This is a genomic window from Streptomyces durmitorensis (genome assembly GCF_023498005.1).
Lineage (GTDB): Bacteria > Actinomycetota > Actinomycetes > Streptomycetales > Streptomycetaceae > Streptomyces > Streptomyces durmitorensis.
In genome coordinates, this window is sequence record NZ_CP097289.1 from 9,175,305 (window position 1) to 9,198,826 (window position 23,522).

Genomic DNA, 23,522 nt, shown 5'->3' on the forward strand with positions numbered 1-23,522 from the left:
CTGATATGGAGTCACGCCCCGAGGGAACGGGGAGCGAACCGGAAGAAGGAGTACACCGAGATGCAGTCCCGTATGCAGAACCCCGCCGTCGTCCTGTCCGACGCCATGCCGGCCATCCAGACCCTCTTCAAGGCCGTCCACTCCGGCGGGGTGGAGGGACAGACCCTGGAGCTTGTGCACCTGCGGGTCAGCCAGATCAACGGCTGCAGCGCCTGTGTCGACGGCGGCGCGAAGTCGTCCCGCAAGGCGGGCGTCAGCGACGAGCGCCTCGCCACGGTCGCCGCCTGGCGCGAGGCCCCGTACTTCACCGAGGCGGAGCGGGCCGCGCTCGAGCTCGCCGAGGCCGCGACGCGCCTCGCCGACCGTTCCGACGCGGTGAACGACGAGGTGTGGGACGCCGCAGCCACCCACTTCGACGAGAAGCAGCTGGCCGCGATCGTCCTCATGATCGGCGTGACCAACCTGTTCAACCGGCTCAACGCCACGACCCGTCAGATCGCCGGTGCGTGGGGCTGACCTCCCGGGCACGACCGCATCCCACCCGGCCACTCATCCACCCGCACACCCGCGTACGTAAGGAAGCCCGCCATGACGACCACCCAGAAGCCCACCGCGACCGCCGAGAAGTTCGACGGATTCACGGATGAGGAACGCGGCGCGATGAAGGCGCGCGCCCAGGAGCTCAAGGCGTCCTCGCGTCGCGGATCGCGCGCCGACAAGGCGGCGGAGGAAGAGGCCGCCGTGGTCGCGAAGATCGCCGAGATGCAGGAATCGGACCGCGTCATGGCCGAACGGATCCACGCCGTGATCAAGGAAAGCGTGCCGGAGCTCGCGCCGAAGCTCTGGTACGGGATGCCCGCGTACGCCAAGGACGGCAAGGTCGTCTGCTTCTTCCAGAGCGCGCAGAAGTTCAGCGCGAGGTACGCGACGTTCGGCTTCAGCGACAAGGCGAACCTCGACGACGGCTCTATGTGGCCGGCCTCGTACGCCCTGACGGAGCTGACGGCCGAGGGCGCGGCGAAGATCGGGGCGCTCGTGGAGAAGGCGGTGAACTGAGCGGGGCGGCAGGGCGGCGGGGCCGCCTCGGTCGGCGAGGCGGGTGGTGCGGCCGGTTTCAGAGGCCGGGTCGGCGTGTCCTTTGCTGGAACGCGGCCCGGCCCTCGCCGCATGTCTCGGCCACGAGCAGCCACAGGCCGCGCAGGCTGTCCACGAGGACTTGAGCCGGCCGGGAGCCGGGGGGATGGACCTGGCGGACGCTGATCCATTCCACGAGCATGCGGCCCGCATGGCGGGCCGTCGAAGCCGACCCGATGGCGTAGTGGCGGCTGCGTCCTTCGGTCGCCATGAACCACATGGCGTCGAGCGATTCGGCCACCTGCTCGCGCAGGCTCCCCAGCTCGTCGTCCGGCACGGAGAGCAGCGTGGCCAGCCGCTCCTCGCCGCAGGTCTCACGGCGTTCCGCCCGCTGTTCGCTGTGGCACAGGGCGGCCAACAGCCAGGCGGCCCGGGAGCGTTCGGGGGCGGCGTCGAACGCCATCGCGCTGCGCAGATCGGCCATGAAGACGGCGTCGTGAGTCGGCAGGGCGGGAGCGTTGAGCCAGATCAGAACGCCGCGGACACGTGCGTCGAGTTCCGCGCGGGAGGCCGTGGCGAGGTCGCGGCGCCGCTTCAGATTGGCCCTCATCTGCCGTACGGCGTCCCGGTGGTGGGCCATGTCCAACTCGGCTGCCGCCTCGGCCCAGTTGTACTCGGGCGGATCGGCGTCACGGTGCTCCGCCGGCACGCTGTCCAAGGCCGCCCGCTCGTCGTCCCGTCGCTGCACGTAGGTCCCGAAGAAGGCCTTGGCGAGGGCGATCCGTACCGGCTGGGTCGGCACGGGAACGCCGTTGAAGAACGCGAGGAGCACCAGGTCGTCGACCGCGCGGCAGTGCCTGGCGCACTCCAGGAGGCCCAGCACGAGGGCTGCGGTCTCCACGGGATGGACCCGGGAGCCGCCGACCTGGATCAAGGTGTCCGGTCCGGGGCGTGGGATGAGCCCAGCCGCTCGCCAGCGCTCCAGGCGGGCCGCGCTCAACTCCAGCCCGGAGGCCGCTGCGATACGGATCAAGTGACGGTCGGCCGCGTTGGGTGTGTTCCTCACCATGGCCGTCACGCTACGGAGGTCGGCTTCGCGTTCTCGGCGGGTGAGCGCGGGGAGCCTCCTCGGCGGACGGCGGCACGCCCCGAGCGGAAGTGACCACCGGGCTAAGGGGCAGGCCGCCGGGCTAAGGGGCAGGCAGGCTTGACGTACTTCATGGTGAAGTGCGACGTGAGTGGCCGACGGTGCAGGCGGCACGTCCCCGTGCCCACACGGCGACGGCTCCGGCGGCCAGCGTCGCGCCCAGTGCGCAGACCCCGGACCAGCCGGCCGTCGCCCAGACGACGGAGGCGAGCGCGGAGCCCAGGGCGCCGCCGAGGAAGAGGCTCGTCGCGAACGCCGAGTTGATGCGGTTGCGGGCCTGGGCGTCGAGCGCGAACAGGATGGTCTGGCTGCTGTTGAGGACCGCCTGCTGGCCGATGGTCAGGGCTACGACACCGACCGCGAGCCAGGCCAGGGAGTGTTCTCCCGCCAGCAGGATCAGCCAGCCCGTGAGCAGCAGGGCGGTGGCGACGCCGGTCACCCGCTGGGCGTGGCCGCGGTCGCCGAGGCGCGCCGCGAACGTCATCGCCAGGACACCCACGGCACCGAACAGGCCGAACAGGCCGATCGCGGGCGCGGACCAGTGGAAGGGCGCACCGGCCAACAGGAAGGTGAGCGCGGTGAGTTGGACGCTGTACGAGGCGAAGGACAACGCGCCGAGCAGGGCGCGGCTGCGCAGCACCGGCTCCTTCCGCAGCAGGGACAGGGTGGAGCGCAGCAGGGCCGGGTAGCGCAGGTCGGCGGTGACCGGCAGGTGCGGCAGGCGGCGGTGGAGCGTGAGGGCCGCGCCCGTCATCAGGACGGCGAGGACCCAGTACGCGGTGCGCCAGCCGCCCAGTTCGGACAGACCGCCCGCGGCGGTCCGGGCCAGCAGGCCGCCGAGCAGAACGCCCGACATGACGGTGGCGACGGCACGACCCCGGGTCTCGGCGGTGGCCAGGGCGGCGGCGTGCGCGACGACGACCTGGGCGCCGACCGAGGTGAGGGCCGCAAGGACGGTGCCCGCGAGGAGGAGAGGGCCGCCGGGGGCGAGGGCGCAGACGCTGAGGAAGAGGGCGGTGGCCAGGAACAGGGTCACCGCCAGGCGGCGCCGGTCGATGACGTCGCCGAGCGGGACGAGCAGCAGCAGCCCGAGCGCGTACCCCGCCTGCGATGCGGTGACCACGAGACCCGCCAGGACGCTGCCCAGGTGGAGGTCCTGGGAGATGAGGTCGAGCAGGGGCTGGGCGATGTAGTTGCCCGCGGCGGACAGGCCGGTGGCGACGGCCATGAGGAGCAGCAGGCCGCGGCGCGGGGCGCCGTGCTCCTCCGGATCCGTGACGCGGTGGCGGTGAAGTCCCGTCTGTGTCATGGCAGTCAGCCTGGGGCCGTCCTCATTGATGAGTCCAACACATCCTTGTCATCCCAACGATCGCGCAGCACGATGCATCGCATGGAGCTGCAGCAGTTGCGCTATGTCGTCGCCGTCGCCGAGACGGGTGGGTTCACGCGTGCCGCCGAGCGGTGCCTGGTGGTGCAGTCCGCGCTCAGCCATCAGATCGGCAAGCTGGAGAAGGAGCTAGGGGCGCGGCTGTTCGAGCGGACCAGCAGGAGGGTGGCGCTCACACCGGCGGGCGAGGCGTTCCTGCCCGCCGCGCGGCAGGCCCTTGAGGCAGCGGAGCGTGCGCGGGCCGAGGTGGCGGCTGCGACGGGGGAGATCCGGGGTCGCCTTGCCGTCGGGGCGATCTCGACGGTGACGGCGGTCGACGTGCCGGAGTTGATGCGCGCGTATCACGCCACGTATCCGCAGGTCACGATGCGCCTGATCGACGGCATGAGCGAGGCTCTGGTGCGCGGGGTGCGGGAAGGGGCCCTCGACCTGGCGTTCCTGGGCGTGCCGCCTTCGTTCCGTACGGACGATCCCGTCCTGGGCACGCGGACGCTCGTGGTCGACCGCCATGTGGTGGTCGTGGCCCCCGACCACCCGCTGGCGGGCGAGGCGTCGGGCGCCCCGGTGTCGCTGGCGCGGTTGGCCGACGAGGTGTTCGTGGACTTTCCCGCGGGGATCGCCGCTCGGGCGCAGACCGATGAGGCGTTCCAGGCCGCGGGGCTGCGGCGCGAGGTGGCGTTCGAGGCCAAGGGCCTGGAGTTCTTCGCCGACCTGGTGCGCGGCGGGCTGGGCATCGCGCTGCTGCCGTCGCGCCTGGTGCCGAGGCTTCCCCGGCTGACGGTGGTGCCGGTGAAGGACGGGCCGGTCCGCGAGGAGCGGCTGGTGTGGAGCCGGACGCGGAACTCACCGGCGGCGGCCGCGTTCCTGGAGTCGATGCCGGGTTGACCGGCGGTGGCCGGGGCGGGGCAGCGGCGGGGGAGCGAGAGCAATCAGCACCCGGAGGGCACCCGATCACCCGGGTGAGCCGTGTCTCACCAGGGCGGCCCCACTTGTCTATGCAACGAGTTGCATAGCAGGATCGGGGCATGGCGCTAGAGCACGCGATCCTCGTCTCGCTCCTTGAGAAGCCGGGCTCAGGCTATGAGCTGGCCCGGCGGTTCGAGCGGTCCATCGGGTACTTCTGGACCGCCACCCACCAGCAGATCTACCGCGTCCTCAAGCGCATGGAGAGCGACGGCTGGATCGACGTCCGCGAGGTGCCGCAGCAGGCGCGGCCGGACAAGAAGGAGTACTCCGTCGCCGCCCTCGGGCGGTCCGTGCTCTCCCAGTGGCTGCACGAGCCCATCGAACCCGAGAGCGTGCGGCACGAGCTCGCCGTGAAGATCCGCGGCGCGGCCTTCGACGACCCGGCCGCCCTGATCCGTGAGGTCGAGCGGCACCGCCAGGCGCACACCGAGCGGCTCGCGCGCTATCTCGCGGGGGAGCGGCGTGACTTCACCGGACCCGAAGCGCCCGCCTCGCCCGACGCCGGGCAGGAGCTCCAGCATGTCGTGCTGCGCGGCGGCATCGCGTACGAACGCATGACGCTCGCCTGGCTCGACGACGTGCTCGACACCCTGCACCGGCTCGGTCCCGAGGACTGAACCGGCACGGCGCTCCACACCGCCAGCACACCCCACCGCACCATCACCCCTCACCTCCCGAGCCGGAAAGGCGAACAACCATGGCCGACCCGCTGCTGTTCAACCCGCGCACCTACGACCCGAAGCACTTCGACCCCGAGACCCGCAGGCTCCTGCGCGCGACCGTCGACTGGTTCGAGGCCCGTGGCAAGCGCCGGCTGATCGAGGACTACCGCACCCGTGCCTGGCTCGCGGATTTCATCGAGTTCTCCGCCAAGGAGGGTCTCTTCGCGACCTTCCTCACCCCGGCCTCCGCGGCCGAGGGGAAGCAGGACGCGCGCTGGGACACCGCCCGGATCGCCGCCCTCAACGAGATCTTCGGCTTCTACGGGCTCGACTACTGGTACGCGTGGCAGGTCACCATCCTCGGCCTCGGCCCGGTCTGGCAGAGCGAGAACACGGCCGCCCGCACCCGCGCGGCGGAGCTCCTCTCCCAGGGTGAGGTGTTCGCGTTCGGCCTGTCCGAGAAGACCCACGGCGCCGACATCTACTCCACCGACATGCTGCTCGAGCCGGACAGTGACGGTGCCGGCGGCTTCCGGGCCAGCGGCTCCAAGTACTACATCGGCAACGGCAACGAGGCCGGCCTTGTCTCCGTCTTCGGCCGCCGCACCGACGTCGAGGGCCCCGACGGCTACGTCTTCTTCGCCGCCGACAGCCGTCACGAGGCGTACCACCTCGTCAAGAACGTCGTCGACTCCTCCAAGTACGTCAGCGAATTCCGCCTGGAGAACTACCCGGTCGGCCCCGACGACGTGCTGCACACCGGCCGCGCCGCCTTCGACGCCGCACTCAACACCGTCAACGTCGGCAAGTTCAACCTCTGCACCGCCTCGATCGGCATCTGCGAGCACGCGATGTACGAGGCCGTCACCCACGCCACCGGCCGCATCCTCTACGGCCGCCCCGTCACCGCCTTCCCGCACGTGCGCCGCGAGTTGACCGACGCGTACGTCCGCCTCGTCGGGATGAAGCTGTTCAGCGACCGCGCCGTCGACTACTTCCGCTCCGCGGGCCCCGACGACCGCCGCTACCTCCTCTTCAACCCCATGACGAAGATGAAGGTGACCACGGAGGGCGAGAAGGTCATCGACCTGATGTGGGACGTCATCGCCGCCAAGGGCTTCGAGAAGGACACCTACTTCGCCCAGGCCGCCGTCGAGATCCGCGGTCTGCCGAAGCTGGAGGGCACGGTCCACGTCAACCTCGCCCTGATCCTCAAGTTCATGGGCAACCACCTGCTGAACCCGGCCGAGTACGAGCCCGTGCCGACCCGTCTGGACGCGGCCGACGACGACTTCCTCTTCCGGCAGGGGCCGGCCCGCGGCCTGGGTGCCATCCGCTTCCACGACTGGCGCACCGCCTACGACGCGTACGCCGATGTGCCCAACGTCGCCCGCTTCCGCGAACAGGCCGACGCCCTCTGCGAGTTCGTCACCACGGCCGCCCCCGACAAGGAGCAGAGCCGCGACCTCGACCTCCTCCTCGCCGTCGGCCAGCTGTTCGCCCTCGTCGTGCACGGCCAGCTGATCCTGGAGCAGGCGCGCCTGACCGGCCTCGACCAGGACGTGCTCGACGAACTCTTCTCGGTTCTCGTGCGTGACTTCTCCGCGCACGCCGTCGAACTGCACGGCAAGGACTCCGCCACCGCACAGCAGCAGAGCTGGGCGCTGGGCGCGGTGCGCCGCCCGGTCGTCGACGAGGCCCGCTCGGCGCGGGTGTGGGAGCGGGTCGAGGCACTGGCCGGGGAGTACGAGATGGCTCCGTAGCCCTCCCTGTTCAGAAGCCCCCGGTGTTCAGAAGCCCCCGGTCCGGATGTCGGGCCGGGGGCTTCTGACGTGCCGGCTCACCCCCGAGCGACGCAGTCCGGGCACAGCCCTCGATAGGTCACCTCGGCCTCGGAGACCGTGAAGCCGAAGCGTTCGGAGGGCGGTAGCTCGGCCAGCGGGTCGCCCGCGGGGTGGACATCCCGGATCGCGCCGCAGCCCGAGCAGACCAGGTGCTGGTGGGGGTGGTGGGCGTTCGGGTCGTACCGCTTCGCGCGGCCTGTCGACACCTCGATCACCTCGCCGAGGGTGACCAGTTCACCGAGGGTGTTGTAGACCGTGGCGCGGGAGATCTCCGGCAGTCGGGCGGTGGCGCGCGCGAGCACCTCGTCCGCGGTGAGGTGGACGTGTTCGCCGTCGAGCACCTCGGCGACCACCCGGCGCTGAGCGGTCATCCTCCAGCCTCGTCCGCGGAGCCGTTCCAGGAGATCGCTCATGCTTACCAGCCTAACTGTGCGTCGTCCGACGACTGAATTCGTACGGCCCCGTCTGTCGTATTGACTTGGACTTCGTCCATCGTAGGATCAGTTCCGGCCGACGGCCAAGGGACAGGGCAACAGCAGGGAACAGCACGTGACTTCAGGAGACGGGTCCGTTCGCCCCGGCATCCGGTGCGTTCGCCCCGACATCCAGTGCCCCGCTCGCGGAGAAACAGTCCGGCGAGCGGGTGGTCGTCCTCGGCCTGGAACCGATCCAGCTCCGCCTGGAACCGGCCCAGGACCCGGCTCTCCTGAAGAAGCCTGCCCATGTCGACCGCGGGCGTACCGTTCACGCCCGCGCCGGCCCTTGGGCGGTGACCACCGCGCCCTCGGCTTCTCGGCCGACCAGGCCCGTGCCGTCCCTGGGCGCCCCCGACTGATCTGCCGTTCGCAGTTCCTGAGCACCGTGATCCGCCCCGTCCGGAAGGATTCCCATGACTGACAACCATGACGCGATCGTCACCGACCCCGAGCCGGAAGAGACCGGCGGTTGCCCGGTCGCGCACGGTCGCGCGCCGCACCCGACCCAGGGCGGTGGAAACCGCCAGTGGTGGCCGGAGCGGCTCAACCTGAAGATCCTCGCCAAGAACCCCGCCGTGTCCAACCCTCTCGGCGAGGAGTTCGACTACGCCGAGGCGTTCAAGACCCTCGACCTGCCGTCCGTGAAACGGGACATCGCCGAGGTCCTCACCACCTCGCAGGACTGGTGGCCCGCCGACTTCGGCAACTACGGCCCGCTCATGATCCGCATGGCGTGGCACAGCGCGGGCACGTACCGCATCAGCGACGGCCGCGGCGGCGCCGGTGCCGGGCAGCAGCGCTTCGCCCCGCTCAACAGCTGGCCGGACAACGTCAGCCTCGACAAGGCCCGCCGGCTCCTCTGGCCGGTGAAGCAGAAGTACGGCCAGAGCCTGTCCTGGGCCGACCTCCTGGTCCTCACCGGCAATGTCGCCCTGGAGACGATGGGCTTCAAGACCTTCGGCTTCGCCGGCGGCCGCGCCGACGTCTGGGAGCCCGACGAGGACGTCTACTGGGGTCCCGAGACCACCTGGCTCGACGACGAGCGCTACACCGGCGACCGTGAGCTGGAGAACCCGCTGGGTGCCGTCCAGATGGGTCTCATCTACGTCAACCCCGAGGGCCCCAACGGCAATCCGGACCCGGTCGCCGCGGCCCGCGACATCCGCGAGACGTTCCGCCGCATGGCGATGAACGACGAGGAGACCGTCGCGCTCATCGCGGGCGGCCACACCTTCGGCAAGACCCACGGCGCGGGACCGAGCGAGGCCGTCGGGGACGACCCCGAGGCCGCGCCCATGGAGCAGCAGGGCTTCGGCTGGAAGAACTCCCACGGCACCGGCGTGGGCAAGGACGCGATCACCAGCGGTCTCGAGGTCATCTGGACCACCACGCCCGCCAAGTGGGGCCACGACTTCTTCAAGCACCTCTTCGAGTACGACTACGAGCTCACCCAGAGCCCGGCGGGTGCCCACCAGTGGGTGGCGACCAACGCGGAGGCGATCATCCCTGACGCCTTCGACGCGTCGAAGAAGCACCGCCCGCAGATGCTCACCACCGACCTGTCGCTGCGCTTCGACCCGGTCTACGAGCAGATCTCCCGCCGCTTCTACGAGAACCCGGACCAGTTCGCGGACGCGTTCGCCCGCGCCTGGTACAAGCTGACGCACCGTGACATGGGCCCGATCGTGCGCTACCTCGGCCCGGAGGTGCCCTCCGAGGTACTGCTGTGGCAGGACCCGCTGCCGGAGGCCGAGGGCGAGCCGGTCGACGCCTCCGACATCGCATCGCTCAAGGAGCAGATCCTCGGTTCGGACCTCACGACCGCGCAGCTCGTCTCGGCGGCCTGGGCCGCGGCGTCCTCCTTCCGCGGCAGCGACAAGCGCGGTGGCGCCAACGGCGGCCGTATCCGCCTGGAGCCGCAGCGCAGCTGGGAGGTCAACAACCCGGACGACCTCGCGCAGGTCCTTCGCACCCTCGAAGGCATCCAGTCGTCCTTCAACTCCGGCGCCAAGAAGGTCTCGCTGGCCGACCTGATCGTCCTCGGCGGCTCCGCCGCGGTGGAGAAGGCGGCCAAGGACGGCGGCGTCCAGGTCGCGGTGCCGTTCACACCGGGCCGTGTCGACGCCACGCAGGAGCAGACGGACGTCGAGTCGTTCGCCGCGCTCGAGCCGACCAACGACGGCTTCCGCAACTTCGCCGGCAAGGGCAACCGTCTGCCGGCCGAGTTCCTGCTGATCGACAAGGCGAACCTGCTGACCCTGAGCGCGCCCGAGCTGACGGTCCTCGTCGGTGGTCTGCGCGTCCTGGGCGCCAACCACGCCGGGTCGAAGCACGGCGTGTTCACCGACAAGCCGGGCACCCTGTCGAACGACTTCTTCGTCAACCTGCTCGACATGGGCACGACCTGGAAGTCGACGTCCGCGGCGCAGGACGAGTTCGAGGGCCGTGACGCGAACGGCGCGGTCAAGTGGACCGGCACCCGTGCCGACCTCGTCTTCGGCTCGAACTCCGAGCTGCGCGCGCTCGCCGAGGTCTACGCGAGCGATGACGCCAAGGAGAAGTTCGTGAAGGACTTCGTCGCGGCCTGGGACAAGGTCATGAACCTCGACCGGTTCGACCTCGTCTGAGTCCGACACCTCTGGACGCGGCGTCCGGGCCGCCCACGCGGGCCGGCCCGGACGCCGTTTCAGCTGTCGCCTTTGCTGTCCATGAGGCGCCGGGCGTCGACCGGAAGCCCCGTGACGAAGGAACGGTTCGCGGCGAGGCCCGTGGCGAGCGAGCGGGCTCCGTCGCCCGCGTCCGCCGCCCGGCCCAGGGAGTCCGCGTCACCGGGCGCCCGCTCGCCGAAGAGATCGGCCAGCATGCGCACGTCCCCGCCGCCGTGCCCGCCCTCTCCCGTGGGCACCTTCACCTCCCGGGGCTCCTCCCAGGAGCGGCGCACCAGGAGCTGGGTGCGCCCTGCCTCGTCCCCGACCGCCGCGCCGTGCAGGACGGCGCTCGCCCCGTCGGTCCGCACATCGGGCCGGGTCCAGGTGGACTCCTCCACGAGGAGTTCGACGCGCCCCTCGCTGCCGTTGAAGGCGATCCGATAGCCCTCCCAGGGCGCGTACGCGGTGAGGTGGTACGTGAGGGTCGCGCCGGAGGAGTAGCGCACGAGGACCGCCATGTCGTCCTCGATGCTCACCCCGGGCCCGAACACGTTCTGGTCGCGGTGGTAGCCGTCCTCCGCCTCCGCGTCCAGGTACAGGGCGCTGAGCACGGACGAGTCGGCGAGACGGATGGCGAAGGGGTCGCCATCGGCGGCGGTGGAGCCATGGGCGCGGGTGTAGTCGCGGGCCAGGCCACGCCGGTCGCCCGCCTCGTCGCCGTAGAAGAAGAGCCCGCCCTGCGCGTAGACGGTCTCCGGCTGCGCGCCCAGCCACCAGTTGACCAGGTCGAAGTGGTGCGTGGCCTTGTGCACCATCAGGCCGCCGGAGTTCGCCTTGTCGCGGTGCCAGCGGCGGAAGTAGTCGGCGCCGTGGCGCAGATCGAGCAGCCACTCGAAGTGCACCGAGCCGACCTCGCCGATCTCACCGTCCGCCAGGAGCTCGCGCACGGCCGAATGCACCGGGTTGTAGCGGTAGTTGAAGGCGACGCGGACCTCGCGGCCCGTGCGGCGCTGGGCGTCGAGGATGCGCCGGGCGCGCTCGGCGGTCGTGGTCATCGGCTTCTCGGTGACCACGTCGCAGCCCGCTTCGAGCGCCCGCACGATGTAGTGGTCGTGCAGGTGGTCGACCGTGCACACCACGACGAGATCGACGCGCTCGCGGCGCAGCATCTCCTCGAAGTCGTCCGCGGAGTACGTGGGTATGGGCGGGCGGCCGGGGTGGGCGGACGCAATCCAGCCGTTGTGGACGGCCATGCGGTGCGCGTTGACATCGCAGAAACCGGCCAGCTCGATCCGGTCCGCGTAGGGACCGGCGAGCGCCTCGGTGAAGAGCTGGGCGCGGGCGCCGAGTCCCACCACGGCACAGCGGCGACGGCGCGGGGCGGCGAAGGGCATGCGGGATTCCGTTCGGGGAGGTGGAGGGTGCGGGATGTCCGGATGCGGGGCGGCACGGGGGAGGCGGTGATCGCGCGGCAACCGTTGCAGGTGCGACCGCGCCGGGCAAGAGGGCCCGAACGAACGGGATGCGCCGCCGACTTGAGGGATCTCCACCGGCGCGGATGAAGATCCTGGTCGGCGCGGGGGTGGTGGGCGGCGTTCGGGCAACGTTCGCTGTCCACATATTGAGTCGATTCAGTTTTCGGCTCCGAGGTCTTGTCCTGACATTCCCGCGGTGCCTAGGGTCGGCCCCAGTGCAAGCGCTTTCTAAGCTCGTTCGAGGAGACCGTATGTCCTCCACCCCCACCCGTCTACGTGCCGCGGTCGTCGGCACCGGCGGCATCGTGACCGGCAGTCATCTGCCCGCCCTGCGGGCCCACTCCGACCGGATCGAGCTGAGAGCCGCCGTCGACGTCGACCCGGCCAGGCTCACCGCCTTCCGCGCGGAGGCCGAGGAGACGGGCATGGAAGACGTCGAGGGCTACGCGGACTTCGACGCGATGCTCGACGCGGTCCGCCCCGACCTGGTCCTGATCGGCACACCGCCCTCGCTGCACCGGGAGCAGACCGTGGCCGCCCTGAAGGCGGGCGCGTGGGTGCTGTGCGAGAAGCCGCTGTGTCTCTCGCTCGCCGAGTACGACGAGATCGCCGCCGCCGAGCAGGCATCGGGAACGTACGCCTCCGTGGTCTTCCAGCACCGCTACGGCTCGGGCGCCGTCCACGCCCGCGAACTGATCGCGGGCGGCGAGCTGGGCGCACCCCGGGTCGCGCACTGCCAGACCACCTGGCACCGGGACAGCGCCTACTACGCGGTGCCGTGGCGCGGCCGGTGGGAGAGCGAGGGCGGCGGCCCCACCATGGGGCACGGCATCCACCAGTTCGACCTGCTCCTGCACCTGCTCGGCGACTGGACCGAGATCCGCGCCATGGCGGCCCGCCTCGTCCACGACACCGAGAGCGAGGACGTCTCGACCGCCCTGGTGCGGTTCGAGAACGGCGCGCTCGCCACCGTCGTCAACAGCGTCCTGTCCCCGGACGAGGTCAGCCGCATCCGCGTCGACTGCGCCGACGCGACCGTCGAACTCACCCACCTGTACGGGCACTCCAACGACGACTGGGTCTACACCCCGGCCCCGCACGTCGACGCCGAGCGCGCCGACGCCTGGCGCACGCCCGCCGCCGACGTACCCAGCTCGCACGCCGCCCAGCTCGGTGCCCTCCTCGACGCGTACGAGCAGGGCGTACGGCCGCCGGGCAGCGGCTCCGACGCCCGCCGCACCCTCGAATTCGCCGCCGCGCTCTACAAGTCGGCGTTCACCGGACAGCCGGTGCTCGCGGGCGAGATCGCCGCCGGTGACCCCTACTACCCGGCCATGCACGGCGGCCACCCCGACTGGAGCCCCAAGCGATGACGATTCAGGTCACCCACACCCACGGCGAGCGGATCACGGTCAAGGCCGGTGGCGTCGAGCTGCTCAGCTACGTCTACGCGCCGGACCCGGACCCCTTCGAGGCCCGCAAGCCCTACATCCACCCGCTGCGCACCCTGGCCGGACACCAGGTCTCCGGATACCGCCCGAACGACCACCGCTGGCACAAGGGCCTCCAGATGACCGCCAGTCATCTGTCGGGGCAGAACTTCTGGGGCGGCAACTGCTATGTCCACGGCGAGGGTTATCTGCGCCTGCCGGAGCGGGTCGGTTCCATGCGCCACGACGGCTTCTCCGCCCTGGACGTCGAGGACGACCGACTCAGCCTCGTCGAAGAGCTCACCTGGATCGAGAACGGCGGCCGGGAATGGGCCAGGGAAGAGCGCGGCATCACCGTCCACTCCGTCGACGAGCAGGCCGGATCATGGGCCCTGGATTGGTCGATCCGTCTGACCAACGTCCGTGACGAACCCCTGCGCTTCGGCTCGCCGACCACAGCGGGACGCGACATGGCCGGATACACGGGCCTGCAGTGGCGCGGGCCGCGCGACTTCACCGGCGGTGACGCCTTCGGCCCCGACGACGAGAAGGACGCGGCGCAGCTGATGGGCACCCAGGGGCCCTGGCTCGCCTTCACCGCCGAGCACGACGACGTCGACGCACACTCCACCCTCGTCTTCGCGCACGCCCCCGAGAACCTCGACGCGTCGAGCGCGATCCACGACTCGCACTGGTTCGTGCGCTCCGAACCCATCCCGACCGTCGCCTTCTCCTGGGCGTTCTTCGACGAGTTCGCGCTGCCGCCCGGCGCCTCCTTCACCTACCGCTACCGCGTCGTGGTCGCCGACGGCGCCTGGGACCGCGACCGCGTCGCCACCCACCTGAAGGGCCTGTCATGGTGAGCCTTCCGCACCCCCTGCCCGGAGCCGTCGGCCTCTCGCACCTGAGCGCCTATGACTGGGAGGCCGCCGACGGCGTGTGCGGCGGCAGCCCGCATCTGCACCTCGTGTGCACCGAGGCCTACGTCGTCACCGGTGGCCGCGGCGCCGTCCAGACGCTCAGCCCCGACGGCTACCGCGAGGTCCCCCTGGAAGCGGGTTCGGTCGCGTGGTTCACCCCCGGCACCGTGCACCGCATGGTCCAGGGCGGTGACCTGCGGATCACGGTCCTGATGCAGAACAGCGGCCTGCCCGAGGCCGGGGACGCCGTCTTCACCTTCCCGCCCGACGTGCTCGCCGACCCCGAGCGGTACGCCGCCACGGCGAAGCTCCCCGCGAAGGAAGGGCCGGAGGCGGAAGCCGCCGCACGCAAGCGCCGCGACCTGGCCGTCGAGGGCTATCTGCCGCTGCGAGAGGCGCTCGAAGCCGGGGACAACGGCCCCTACCTGGAGTTCCAGCAGGCCGCGGCCCGGCTCGTGCGGGACAAGGTCCCCACCTGGCGCGAACTGTGGCGGGCCGGCGCCCTCGCCACCGCCGAGCGCACCGGCGCGCAGCTCGACGCGCTGGAGGCCGGCAGCCCCGACCACCTCGCGGGATCGGGCTCGTACGACAGCCGCCCCTCCCGCATCGGCGGCTACGGCATGTGCGGGCGCCGCGACGAATACGAACTGCCGGGCACCACGCTCCCGTACCACGGCGCATAGCTGCAGCCTTCACCAGACAAGCCCGTCAAGGAACCAGAGAGGAGAGGTGTCTTCGGCATGCCCGGAAACAGGACGAAGTGGTCCTGCGCGACGGTCGCGGTGCTCACGCTCAGCGTGCTGCTCACCGGCTGCGGCGGCTCGGACGAATCGAGCGGCGGCGGCAGGACCGTTCTGCGCTACACCTGGTGGGGCAACCCCGACCGGGCGGCCCGTACTCAGGAAGCCGTCGCGCTGTTCGAGAAGGAGCACCCCGGGGTCACGGTGCAGACCTCGTTCGCCGGCTACGAGGCGTACAAGCAGAAGCTCGCCACCCAGGCCGCGGGCGGCGACGCGCCCGACGTGATGCAGCTCGACTACCGGCAGATCGACCAGTACGCGTCCGGCGGCATCCTGCTCGACCTGGGGAAGCAGAAGAAGGCCCTGCGCACGGACGCGATCGACTCCGGCCTCCTCGCCACCGGCGTCGTGGACGGCACCCAGTACGCGATCCCGCAGGGGCGCGGCACCGAGGCCGTCGTGTACGACGCCGAGCAGTGGAAGGCGGCAGGGGTGGCGCTCCCGCGCAAGGGCTGGACCTGGGACGAATGGGCCGACGCCATGCGGGAGTTGGCGAAGAAGGCAGGCAAGCCCGGCTCCATCGACCCCGGACAGAGCGAGGACTGCTTCGAGGTGTGGCTGCGCGGCCAGGGCAAGTCGCTGTACACGAAGGACCGCGACCTCGGCTTCACGGCCGACGACCTCACCCGCTGGTGGACCTTCACCGACAAGCTGCGGCGCGCGGGCGCGGTGTCGTCCGCCGAGCAGACCACGCAGCTCGACGGGTCGGTGGAGAACCAGCCGCTGGCCCGCGGCAAGGCGGTCGCCGACTTCAACTGGGACGCGCCCTCCAGCGGATTCACGGCGATCGTGGGCGAAGGCCTGACCCTCGCCCCGATGCCCTCGGGCTCGGACGGGACGCCCGGCCAGTACTTCAAGCCCTCGATGTTCATGGGCGCGGCGGCCACCACCGAACACCCTGAGGAATCCGCCGAGTTCATCGACTTCATGATCAATGACGAGAAGGCGGCGGCGATCCTCGGCGCCTCCCGCGGCATCCCCGTCAACGAGCCGATCCGAGACGACATCGGCCCCCAGCTCAAGGACTTCGACAAGGTCGTCGCCGACTACCAGGACTCCGTCGACGGCAGCCTCAGGACACCGCCGAAGGCCCCGCCCAGCGGCGACACCTCCCTGCAGACCACCTTCCAGCGCGACTACGACCAGGTGTCGTTCGAGCAGATGACACCCCGCGAGGCCGCGGAGGACTTCATCACCGAGGCGAAGGCGGAGCTGAGGTCATGACCACCACCGACATCCCCGCGAAGCCCGCGCGCGCCAAGAGCCCCGCGCCACCGCGGCAGCAGCGCGGCAGGATCCGACGCGAGGGCGCAGCCTGGGTGTTCCTCTCGCCCTGGGTGCTCGGAGCCGTCGTCCTGACGCTGCTCCCGATGGCCGTCTCGCTGTATCTCTCCTTCACCGACTACGACCTGTTCAACGCCCCGCGCTGGGTGGGCCTTCGCAACTACGTCCAGATGTTCACCGAGGACCCGCGCTACTGGCGCTCGGTCGGCGCGACCCTGATGTACGTCGTGATCGCCGTGCCCCTGCAACTGGCGCTCGCCCTCGCCGTCGCGCTCGCCCTGAAGTCCATGAAGCGCGGCAAGTCCTTCTACCGGTCGGCCTTCTACGCCCCTTCGCTGCTCGGCGCCTCCATGTCGATCGCCCTGGTGTGGCGGGCGGTCTTCAACGACGGCGGCACCGTCGACAACCTCCTGTCCGACATCGGCATCCACACCGGCGGCTGGGTCAACAAGCCCGGCTGGGCACTGCTGGCCGTGGCCCTGCTGACGGTCTGGCAGTTCGGAGCCCCCATGGTGATCTTCCTTGCGGGTCTCCAGCAGATCCCCGTCGAGCTCTACGAAGCGGCGTCGGTGGACGGGGCGAGCCGCAAGCGGCAGTTCATCTCCATCACGCTGCCGATGCTGTCACCAGTGCTCTTCTTCAACCTGGTGCTCCAGACCATCCAGGCCTTCCAGGTCTTCACCCCCGCCTTCGCGGTCAGCGGCGGCAAGGGCGGCCCCGCCGACTCCACCCTCTTCTACACGCTCTACCTCTACGACCGTGGCTTCGTCGCCTCCCACATGGGCTACGCCTCCGCCATGGCCTGGGTCCTGCTGCTCGCCATCGGAGCCGTGACCGCGGTGCTCTTCCGCACCTCGCGCTCCTGGGTCTTCTACGCGAACGAGGGGGAGCGATGACCACCACCGCAACCACCGTGGGCCGTCGGTCCTTTCCCTGGCGCCGGGTGGCGCTGCACGCCGGATGCCTGGCCGCGCTCCTGGTGATGCTGTACCCGCTGGCCTGGCTCGTCGCCACCTCGCTCAAGCCCGCCGACGAGGTGATCGCGAGCCTGAACCTGCTGCCGAGCAAGCTGGAGTGGTCGAACTACTCGACCGCCCTCGACGGCGTGGACGACGTGTCCGTCGGACGACTGCTCTCCAACTCCCTGCTGATCGCGGGCGGCGCGGTCATCGGCAACGTACTGAGCTGCTCGCTCGCGGCCTACGCCTTCGCCCGGCTGCGGTTCCGCTTCCGCGGCCCGCTGTTCGCCTTCATGATCGCGACGATCATGCTGCCGCACCACGCGGTCCTGATCCCGCAGTACATCATCTTCAACCAGCTCGGCATGGTGAACACCTACTGGCCGCTGATCCTGCCGAAGTTCCTCGCCACCGAGGCCTTCTTCGTCTTCCTCATCGTGCAGTTCATGCGCGGTCTGCCGCGTGAGCTGGAGGAAGCCGCCAGGATCGACGGCTGCGGCCCGTTCCGGAGCTTCTTCCTGGTCGTCCTGCCGCTCACCAGGCCCGCGCTGATCACCACCGCGATCTTCACCTTCATCTGGACCTGGAACGACTTCTTCACCCAGCTGATCTATCTCTTCTCGCCGGAGAAGTTCACCCTGACACTGGCGCTGCGGTCGTTCGTGGATGCCTCCAGCCAGTCGGCGTTCGGCCCGATGTTCGCCATGTCGGTGATCGCGCTCCTGCCGATCGTGCTGTTCTTCCTCGCCTTCCAGCGCTTCCTGGTCGAGGGCATGGCCAACTCCGGGGTCAAGGGATGAGCGCGCGGACCCGCGAGCCGGGCGTGATCTTCGGGCCGCGGATGACCTTGTTCGCGGATGTGCTGGCCCTGGGCGTGGTCACGGCGCTCGCCTGTCTGCCCCTGATCACCGCTCCGGCGGCGCTCTCCACCGCCTGCGCGGTCGTGCGCGGCACGGGGGATGGTCAACCCACCACGGCCAGGCGGTACTTGGTGCTGCTGCGGCAGAGGTTCCGTGCCGGTGACCTCGCCGCGGGGGCGGTCGTGCTCGCCGGGGTGCTGCTGTTCGCCGCCGATCTGGCCCTGGCCGGGGTGGGGTTGCCGGGGGCCCGCGTCTTCGCCGTGACGGCCGCGGCGATCGGAGCGTGCGCCGTGGTCGTGGGGCTGCGCGCCTGTGCCCGCCCCGAAGCGCTCGGCGACTGGCGTGCCGCGGTGCGCGGCGCCGCCGGTGACGCGGCGCGGGACGTGGGCGGCAGCCTCCTGGTCCTGCTCGCCCTGGCGGCGGCCGTGCTGTGCGCCTGGATGATGCTGCCGCTCGCGTTCCTCGTGCCCGGGCCGCTGGCCCTGGCGCTCACCGCCATCGACGTACGCCACCACGTACGCATGCCCCATGGGGAGACAGCGTGATCGCTCGCAGGACCTTCCTCGCCACCTCCGCCACGGCCACGGCCGCGGGGATCTCCGGCCGCACGGCGGCTGCGGCGGACGGTGGCCGACCCGAACAGCCCCCGCAGGATCCTCGACTCGCTGCGTCTTGCCCCGCAGTTCTTCTCGCTCGGGCCCTTCCGGTCCGAGGGGCTTGAGCGGCGGGGCGACGCGTGGCGGCTGCACGCGGAGGTCCGCGCGGCGTTCCACCAGCCGCTGCCGCGCCGCCACCGGCGCAAGGACGGGCTCTACCCGCTCACCGACGACGGGCGCTTCTGGTCGGCGATGGACTTCCCGCACCGGCCGGGGGAGTACCGGACCCTGCGCACCGAGATCCTGGTGCGCGAGACGGACGGCGGCGGCTGGGAGCTGTCCTTCGACGTGTCCGAGGCCGCTGTGCCGCTGGCCCTTGAGCTGTGCTTCCGGCGGGGCGGGGAGCTGTCGGGCGACGGCCTGGAGCCGGTCGCCGGATCCGACGACACCTACCAGCTCGTCAGCGGCGAGGCCACCTACACCGTCGGCGACGACCGGATCACCTTCGGCCCCGGCAACGGAAAGGGCGGCAAGCAGCCGCCCGTGGTCGAGCCGGGGGAGCGCTACACCTGGATGAACGGCTCCCTCACCCCGGACGGCATCCGGGTCCTGATCACCGGACGTTCGCCGCTGACGTATCGGATGACGCTGCGCTGACCTCGTCCTCGTGGACCTCCGGGCGACGGGCGAAGAAGACGAGCTCCCTGCCCGGCCGGTCCGGGGCGTCGCGAACCTCGTCCACCACGTAGCCGTGCGCGGTCAAGGAGGCGGTCACTTCGTCGCGTTCGCGGAAGCGCAGGGTCGAGTCGGAGGTGAGGGTCTCGCCCGTCTCGGTCAAGACGACCGTGCTGCGGAAGGTCACCAGCGGCCAGGTGACGTCGGTGACGTCCAGCCAGGTCTCGACGTCGCCGACGCCTTCGACGGCGACCGTGCGGTGGGTCGCGGCGCGATTCCACTCCTCCCACGCCCGCCTGGCCGGGTCGCGGGTCTCGAAGACGAGGTGGCCGCCGGGCCGCAGCGCGGCGTGGATTCCGCGCAGGGTGCCCTCCCATGTCTCCGGGTCCGCGATCGCCTGGGCCACGTTGGCGGTCATGGTGGCCAGGTCCACCCGCATCGCGGGGAGCACGGTCGCGTCGCCGTGGATCCACCGCACGCGTTCGCTGCCGGGCTTGGACCGCGCGACGTCGAGCGATGCGGCGGCCGGTTCGACGCCGGTCACCCGCAGTCCGCGGTCGGACAGGAGCAGCGCGAACGTGCCCGTGCCGCACCCCACGTCAAGTACATGATACGCCGTCAGTTCCGCTGCCACGGCGGCGTATACGTCCAGATCGCCGCGGTCCGCGTCGAGCGGATCGTAGAGCGCCGCAAGCCTCGGGTTCTCGTACGCCTCGTCTGCCACGCCTGGGAGGCTAACAACGGAAGCGGCGGTGGCGGCACTCCTTTGTGCCTCCACCGCCGCTTCCGCCGTGATCTATCGGCCGACGGTCAACTCCTGGATGCCCGCGGGCTTCTTCGCGTCCTTCGAGGTGAACGTCACCCGGATGTAGCGGGCCGTGCCCGCGTCCGGTGCGGCGGTCTCCCAGTGCTTCCAGTGCTTTCCGTCGAGCGAGGTCTGCACGGTGTGCTTCGTCGGCTTCACGTCCGTCCAGTGCGGGGTGATCTTCGAGATCCGGGAGGCCTTGCCGAGGTCCGCGGTGAGTCCCGCGCGGGCGGTGTCGGGAACCCAGGCGGTGGCGGTGTTGCCGTCGAGTGCGGCCTTCGCGTACTGGCCGGGCTGCTCCGAAGTCGCCTTCGCCGTACGGCACCTGGCGAGGTTGTCGGTGGGCTCGAGGTCCGGGCGGCGGGTCTTGATGTGCGCGGGCGCGCCCTGGCTGACGACCTGCTTGCCCTGCGGCGTCTCGATCTCGAAAGGCTCTCCGTGGGTGAGGCGCACGGTGGTCTCGTGGGCCCCGATGGCGATGTCGTACGTACGGCCCTGCCAGTGCAGGCCGTCGAGCTTCACGCCCTGGGACAGCTGCGGCGGCAGCATCGGGTCGAGGCGCACGCTGTTCTCACGCATCCGCTGCCCGGTCAGGCCGTTGGTGAAGACCTGGAGGAAGCCGCCCTGGCCGGTCGTGAAGTTCTGTGCCGGGGATCCCGACAGGGGGTCCGAGGCCCCCGCCTTGTCGCCGCGCGCCTCGGAGAACAGGTCGAACGGGCCGCGTACGAAGGGCCGGATGGAACGCTCCAGGTAGGTGTACGCGGAGCAGCCGGGTTCACCGATGGCGGCAGCGTCGATGGCGTGCACCGAGTCGGTCATCGCGGGGCCGTCGGGGTCGGTGCGGGCCGCGTAGTAGTCGAGGGTGTTGATGGCGGCCTGCTTCGACATCGGCCACTCCAGCGGGTACATGAGCAGCACGGTGTCCGCCTGCTTGATCACAGAGCCCTTGTAGCCGTCGTACTGCTGGAAGACCTGCTTCTTCTTGTCGTAGGGGATGCGCAGCTTGTCGGCGACGGTGTGCCAGCTCGCGGGGGCGTCCTCGCCGAGGATCTTCGCGGTGCGGGCGGCGGTGCGCAGGGTGGTGGCGGCGCCCGCGTTGGTGAAGACGCCGTCGTCGACGCCGTTGCTGTACTCGTCGGGCCCTGCGACGTCCTTGATGGAGTAGCTGCCGTCGGCGTTGCGGGTTGCGCGGTCGGCCCAGAACTCGGCGATTCCCTTGATCACCGGCCAGCCGCGGGTGCGCAGCCAGTGGGTGTCCTTGGTCGCGAGGTAGTACTGCCAGGCCGCCAGGGCGACGTCGCTCTGCAGGTGGTTCTGGGTGCGGCAGTGCGGCGGATCCACGCTGTGGCACTCGGACTTGAGGTCGCCCTTGCTCGCGCTGGTCCAGGGGTAGAAGAGACCGGGGTGGCCGAGCTTCTCGGCGTTGGCACGGGCGCCGGCCCGGGTGCGGTAGCGGTAGTCCACGACGGACTTGGCGAGATCGGGGTGGGCGGCGAGCAGCGCCGGGTACATCCAGGTCTCCGCGTCCCAGAAGACGAGGCCGGCGTAGTTGTCGCTGCTCAGGCCGGTGGGGGAGATGCTGTTGGTCGCGCCCGTGCGGGTACTGGAAAGCAGTCCGTACTGGGCGGACCGCACCCACGACTGGAACTCGCCCCGTCCCCGCACCTCGATGTCGCTGCGCCACAGCTTGCGCCAGGCGGCGGTGTGGCCGCTGAACAACGCGTCCCAGCCACGCCCTGCCGCATCCTGCGAGGCCGCGACGGCGTCGCGCTCGGGGGCGCGGGAGGTCAGTGCGGTGTCGACGCCCACGTACTTGGTGACCTCGTAGGTCCGGCCGGAGCGGACTGGGACACCGACGGACTGATGGGCGCTCAACTTGCGGGCGCCGGCTGAGGTTTGTTCATTTCCTGTACGCACGCCCTGCCCCGCGCGCAGCGTCGACGCGACCGCGCCTTCGGTCTTCGTGCCGTCCGTGCGGAACCCCACGGCCATGGTCTGCCCTCCGGAGCGGGCGCCGCCGCCGGTGGGTGTCATGCGCCGGGCGCCGCGGCCGTCGATGCGGTCGGTGACCTTCGCGCTGCCGTTCCAGTGCGGGGTCATGCGAAGGCGTACGGCGCCGACGTGGGGGTTGTCGCGGTCCGCGAGGACGTCGTAGGCGAGGTCGGTGGCCCGCCCGTCGGCGGCCGTCCAGGTGAGCTCGGTCCGCACCAGGCCGCGGCGCAGGTCGAGGCTCTGCCGGTAGTGCGAGATCCGGGAGGCGGGCGTCGCGGAGGTGAACGTCTCGGACGCGGGTCCGCCGGTGGACACCGTGAGGGGGGTCCACGTGGGGATGGCCGCGGCGACCTGGCGGTTCTCGGTGGTGTCCTTGTTGTGGCCGTAGAGCCCGGAGACGAAGGAACCGTCGTAGCGCGGGGTGAACAGCGGCCATCCGGTCTTGGCGTCGGACGCTGCGTAGCCGGTTCCGTTGGGCGGGACGCGCTGGCCGAGATAGCCGTTGCCGACGAAGGCGTGGTAGGTGTCCTTCGCGTCGATGCGGGTCGACGTCAGCGTCCAGTCGTCATGGGGTGAAGGCGCGGGCGTCGTCGGCTCTTCGGTTCTCGGGGTCGCGATGTCGGCCGCCGCGGTGGGGGGAACGGCCGCGGCGAGCACACCCACGAGGAAGGGTGCGATGAACCGGGCCGTGCGGGGGAGGGACCTCATTGTGCTCCGTTGCGGGGTCGCCGGGGAAGGTCAGGCGACCATAAAGATGTGAACAGTCCGCGTCAACGAATCGCGCAATGTGTTGAAGAATCAAACGAACCCGCGAGTAGGTCCACCCGTCTACTCCTTGGCGCCGTGCGCCCACAATGAGCGCACATGCCCGAGATGGCGGGTCATGCACTGCTCCGCGCCCTCGGCGTCGCCCGCCACCATCAGGTCCAAGAGCTCGATGTGCTCCTGGGCCGACGGGATCAGCCGGCCGCGCTCGTCGAGCGCCGTCAGTCCGTAAAGGCGGGAGCGCTTGCGCAGGTCGCCGACGGTCTCGACGAGCCGGTCGTTGCCGCCGAGTGCGAGCAGGGAGAGGTGGAACCGCCGGTCGGCCTCGAGGTAGCCGATGAGGTCGTGGTCGCGGGCCGCGCGCACGATCTCATCGGCCACGGGGCGCAGCCGCTCCAGGTCCGCGCGGGTCGCGGAGCGGGTGATGCGGCCGACCATGGGGACCTCGATGAGCGTGCGGATCTCGGTGTACTGGTCGAGATCGCGTTCATTGACCTCGGTGACCCGGAAGCCCTTGTTGCGGACCGGCTCCACCAGGCCCTCGCGGGCCAGGTCGAGCATCGCCTCGCGCACGGGCGTCGCGGAGATCCCGAAGTCCTCGGCGAGAACGGGCGCCGAGTAGACCTCGCCGGGCCTGAGTTCGCCGGATATCAGCGCGGCCCGCAGATGGTGGGCGACCTGATCGCGCAGCCGCTCCCGGGGAGTGACGAGGGTGCGCTGTGGGAGGTGGCCCATGGTGGTGATCCCTTCGTGGCCC

At 70.7% G+C, this 23,522-nt stretch carries 21 protein-coding genes; 14 read left to right on the plus strand and 7 right to left on the minus strand.

Annotated elements, in window-relative coordinates:
* Positions 1-60: 60 nt before the first annotated feature.
* Both M4V62_RS40570 and M4V62_RS40575 read left to right on the plus strand, forming a co-directional pair.
* Positions 61-516, plus strand: coding sequence for a carboxymuconolactone decarboxylase family protein (locus M4V62_RS40570; protein WP_249592197.1), 456 nt, complete (start codon positions 61-63; stop codon positions 514-516).
* Between the two features lie 72 nt (positions 517-588).
* The gene (locus M4V62_RS40575) at positions 589-1,056 is read left to right on the plus strand and encodes an iron chaperone (protein ID WP_249592198.1); all 468 of its coding nucleotides are present in this window, start codon (positions 589-591) and stop codon (positions 1,054-1,056) included.
* A 58-nt stretch (positions 1,057-1,114) separates the two neighbouring features.
* Here the strand turns inward: M4V62_RS40575 and M4V62_RS40580 are convergent, their stop codons facing one another.
* The gene (locus tag M4V62_RS40580) at positions 1,115-2,143 is read right to left on the minus strand and encodes a hypothetical protein (RefSeq protein WP_249592199.1); all 1,029 of its coding nucleotides are present in this window, start codon (positions 2,141-2,143) and stop codon (positions 1,115-1,117) included.
* A gap of 148 nt (positions 2,144-2,291) precedes the next feature.
* On the minus strand, positions 2,292-3,530 hold the full coding sequence (locus tag M4V62_RS40585; protein WP_249592200.1) for an MFS transporter: 1,239 nt from the start codon (positions 3,528-3,530) through the stop codon (positions 2,292-2,294).
* Between the two features lie 81 nt (positions 3,531-3,611).
* Between M4V62_RS40585 and M4V62_RS40590 the strand changes: the two genes are divergently transcribed.
* The 3 genes from M4V62_RS40590 to M4V62_RS40600 all read left to right on the plus strand — a co-directional run bounded on the left by M4V62_RS40590 (position 3,612) and on the right by M4V62_RS40600 (position 6,999).
* The gene (locus tag M4V62_RS40590) at positions 3,612-4,493 is read left to right on the plus strand and encodes a LysR family transcriptional regulator (protein WP_249592201.1); all 882 of its coding nucleotides are present in this window, start codon (positions 3,612-3,614) and stop codon (positions 4,491-4,493) included.
* Positions 4,494-4,633: 140 nt separating this feature from the next.
* A complete protein-coding gene (locus tag M4V62_RS40595; protein WP_249592202.1) occupies positions 4,634-5,191 on the plus strand; it encodes a PadR family transcriptional regulator in 558 nt (185 codons plus the stop codon).
* 80 nt (positions 5,192-5,271) lie between these two features.
* Positions 5,272-6,999: an acyl-CoA dehydrogenase family protein gene (locus M4V62_RS40600; RefSeq protein WP_249592203.1), complete on the plus strand. Its 1,728-nt coding sequence runs from the start codon at positions 5,272-5,274 to the stop codon at positions 6,997-6,999.
* Positions 7,000-7,076: 77 nt separating this feature from the next.
* Here M4V62_RS40600 and M4V62_RS40605 read toward each other — a convergent pair whose 3' ends face one another.
* Positions 7,077-7,493: a Fur family transcriptional regulator gene (locus M4V62_RS40605; RefSeq protein WP_249592204.1), complete on the minus strand. Its 417-nt coding sequence runs from the start codon at positions 7,491-7,493 to the stop codon at positions 7,077-7,079.
* A gap of 476 nt (positions 7,494-7,969) precedes the next feature.
* Here M4V62_RS40605 and katG point away from each other — a divergent pair, with 476 nt between their 5' ends.
* Positions 7,970-10,183: a catalase/peroxidase HPI gene (gene katG, locus M4V62_RS40610; RefSeq protein WP_249592205.1), complete on the plus strand. Its 2,214-nt coding sequence runs from the start codon at positions 7,970-7,972 to the stop codon at positions 10,181-10,183.
* A gap of 59 nt (positions 10,184-10,242) precedes the next feature.
* On the opposite strand, the gene M4V62_RS40615 is transcribed toward katG, so the two are convergent.
* A complete protein-coding gene (locus M4V62_RS40615; RefSeq protein WP_249592206.1) occupies positions 10,243-11,598 on the minus strand; it encodes a Gfo/Idh/MocA family protein in 1,356 nt (451 codons plus the stop codon).
* 332 nt (positions 11,599-11,930) lie between these two features.
* Here M4V62_RS40615 and M4V62_RS40620 point away from each other — a divergent pair, with 332 nt between their 5' ends.
* From M4V62_RS40620 to M4V62_RS40655, 8 genes are all read left to right on the plus strand, one after another.
* Complete coding sequence (locus M4V62_RS40620) at positions 11,931-13,052, plus strand: Gfo/Idh/MocA family protein (protein WP_249592207.1); 1,122 nt, start codon at positions 11,931-11,933, stop codon at positions 13,050-13,052.
* Positions 13,049-13,972, plus strand: a complete 924-nt coding sequence (locus M4V62_RS40625) for a DUF6807 domain-containing protein (RefSeq protein WP_249592208.1) — start codon at positions 13,049-13,051, stop codon at positions 13,970-13,972. Before M4V62_RS40620 ends, M4V62_RS40625 begins: the two co-directional genes overlap by 4 nt.
* Complete coding sequence (locus M4V62_RS40630) at positions 13,966-14,712, plus strand: cupin domain-containing protein (RefSeq protein ID WP_249592209.1); 747 nt, start codon at positions 13,966-13,968, stop codon at positions 14,710-14,712. Before M4V62_RS40625 ends, M4V62_RS40630 begins: the two co-directional genes overlap by 7 nt.
* 57 nt (positions 14,713-14,769) lie before the next feature.
* Positions 14,770-16,053 (plus strand): ABC transporter substrate-binding protein, encoded by a 1,284-nt coding sequence (locus tag M4V62_RS40635; RefSeq protein WP_249592210.1) that lies wholly within the window; start codon positions 14,770-14,772, stop codon positions 16,051-16,053.
* Positions 16,050-17,009: a carbohydrate ABC transporter permease gene (locus tag M4V62_RS40640; protein ID WP_249592211.1), complete on the plus strand. Its 960-nt coding sequence runs from the start codon at positions 16,050-16,052 to the stop codon at positions 17,007-17,009. The genes M4V62_RS40635 and M4V62_RS40640 overlap by 4 nt, the downstream gene beginning before the upstream one ends.
* A complete protein-coding gene (locus tag M4V62_RS40645) occupies positions 17,006-17,872 on the plus strand; it encodes a carbohydrate ABC transporter permease (protein WP_249592212.1) in 867 nt (288 codons plus the stop codon). The genes M4V62_RS40640 and M4V62_RS40645 overlap by 4 nt, the downstream gene beginning before the upstream one ends.
* A complete protein-coding gene (locus M4V62_RS40650; protein ID WP_249592213.1) occupies positions 17,869-18,477 on the plus strand; it encodes a hypothetical protein in 609 nt (202 codons plus the stop codon). Before M4V62_RS40645 ends, M4V62_RS40650 begins: the two co-directional genes overlap by 4 nt.
* Positions 18,478-18,558: 81 nt before the next feature.
* The gene (locus tag M4V62_RS40655; protein ID WP_249592214.1) at positions 18,559-19,185 is read left to right on the plus strand and encodes a hypothetical protein; all 627 of its coding nucleotides are present in this window, start codon (positions 18,559-18,561) and stop codon (positions 19,183-19,185) included.
* Here M4V62_RS40655 and M4V62_RS40660 read toward each other — a convergent pair.
* From M4V62_RS40660 to M4V62_RS40670, 3 genes are all read right to left on the minus strand, one after another.
* Complete coding sequence (locus tag M4V62_RS40660; protein ID WP_249592215.1) at positions 19,142-19,927, minus strand: class I SAM-dependent methyltransferase; 786 nt, start codon at positions 19,925-19,927, stop codon at positions 19,142-19,144. The two genes, M4V62_RS40655 and M4V62_RS40660, sit on opposite strands and share 44 nt — an antisense overlap.
* Before the next feature lie 72 nt (positions 19,928-19,999).
* Positions 20,000-22,708, minus strand: coding sequence for a discoidin domain-containing protein (locus tag M4V62_RS40665; protein ID WP_249592216.1), 2,709 nt, complete (start codon positions 22,706-22,708; stop codon positions 20,000-20,002).
* Positions 22,709-22,828: 120 nt separating this feature from the next.
* Positions 22,829-23,500 (minus strand): GntR family transcriptional regulator, encoded by a 672-nt coding sequence (locus M4V62_RS40670; protein ID WP_249592217.1) that lies wholly within the window; start codon positions 23,498-23,500, stop codon positions 22,829-22,831.
* Between the last annotated feature and the right edge of the window lie 22 nt (positions 23,501-23,522).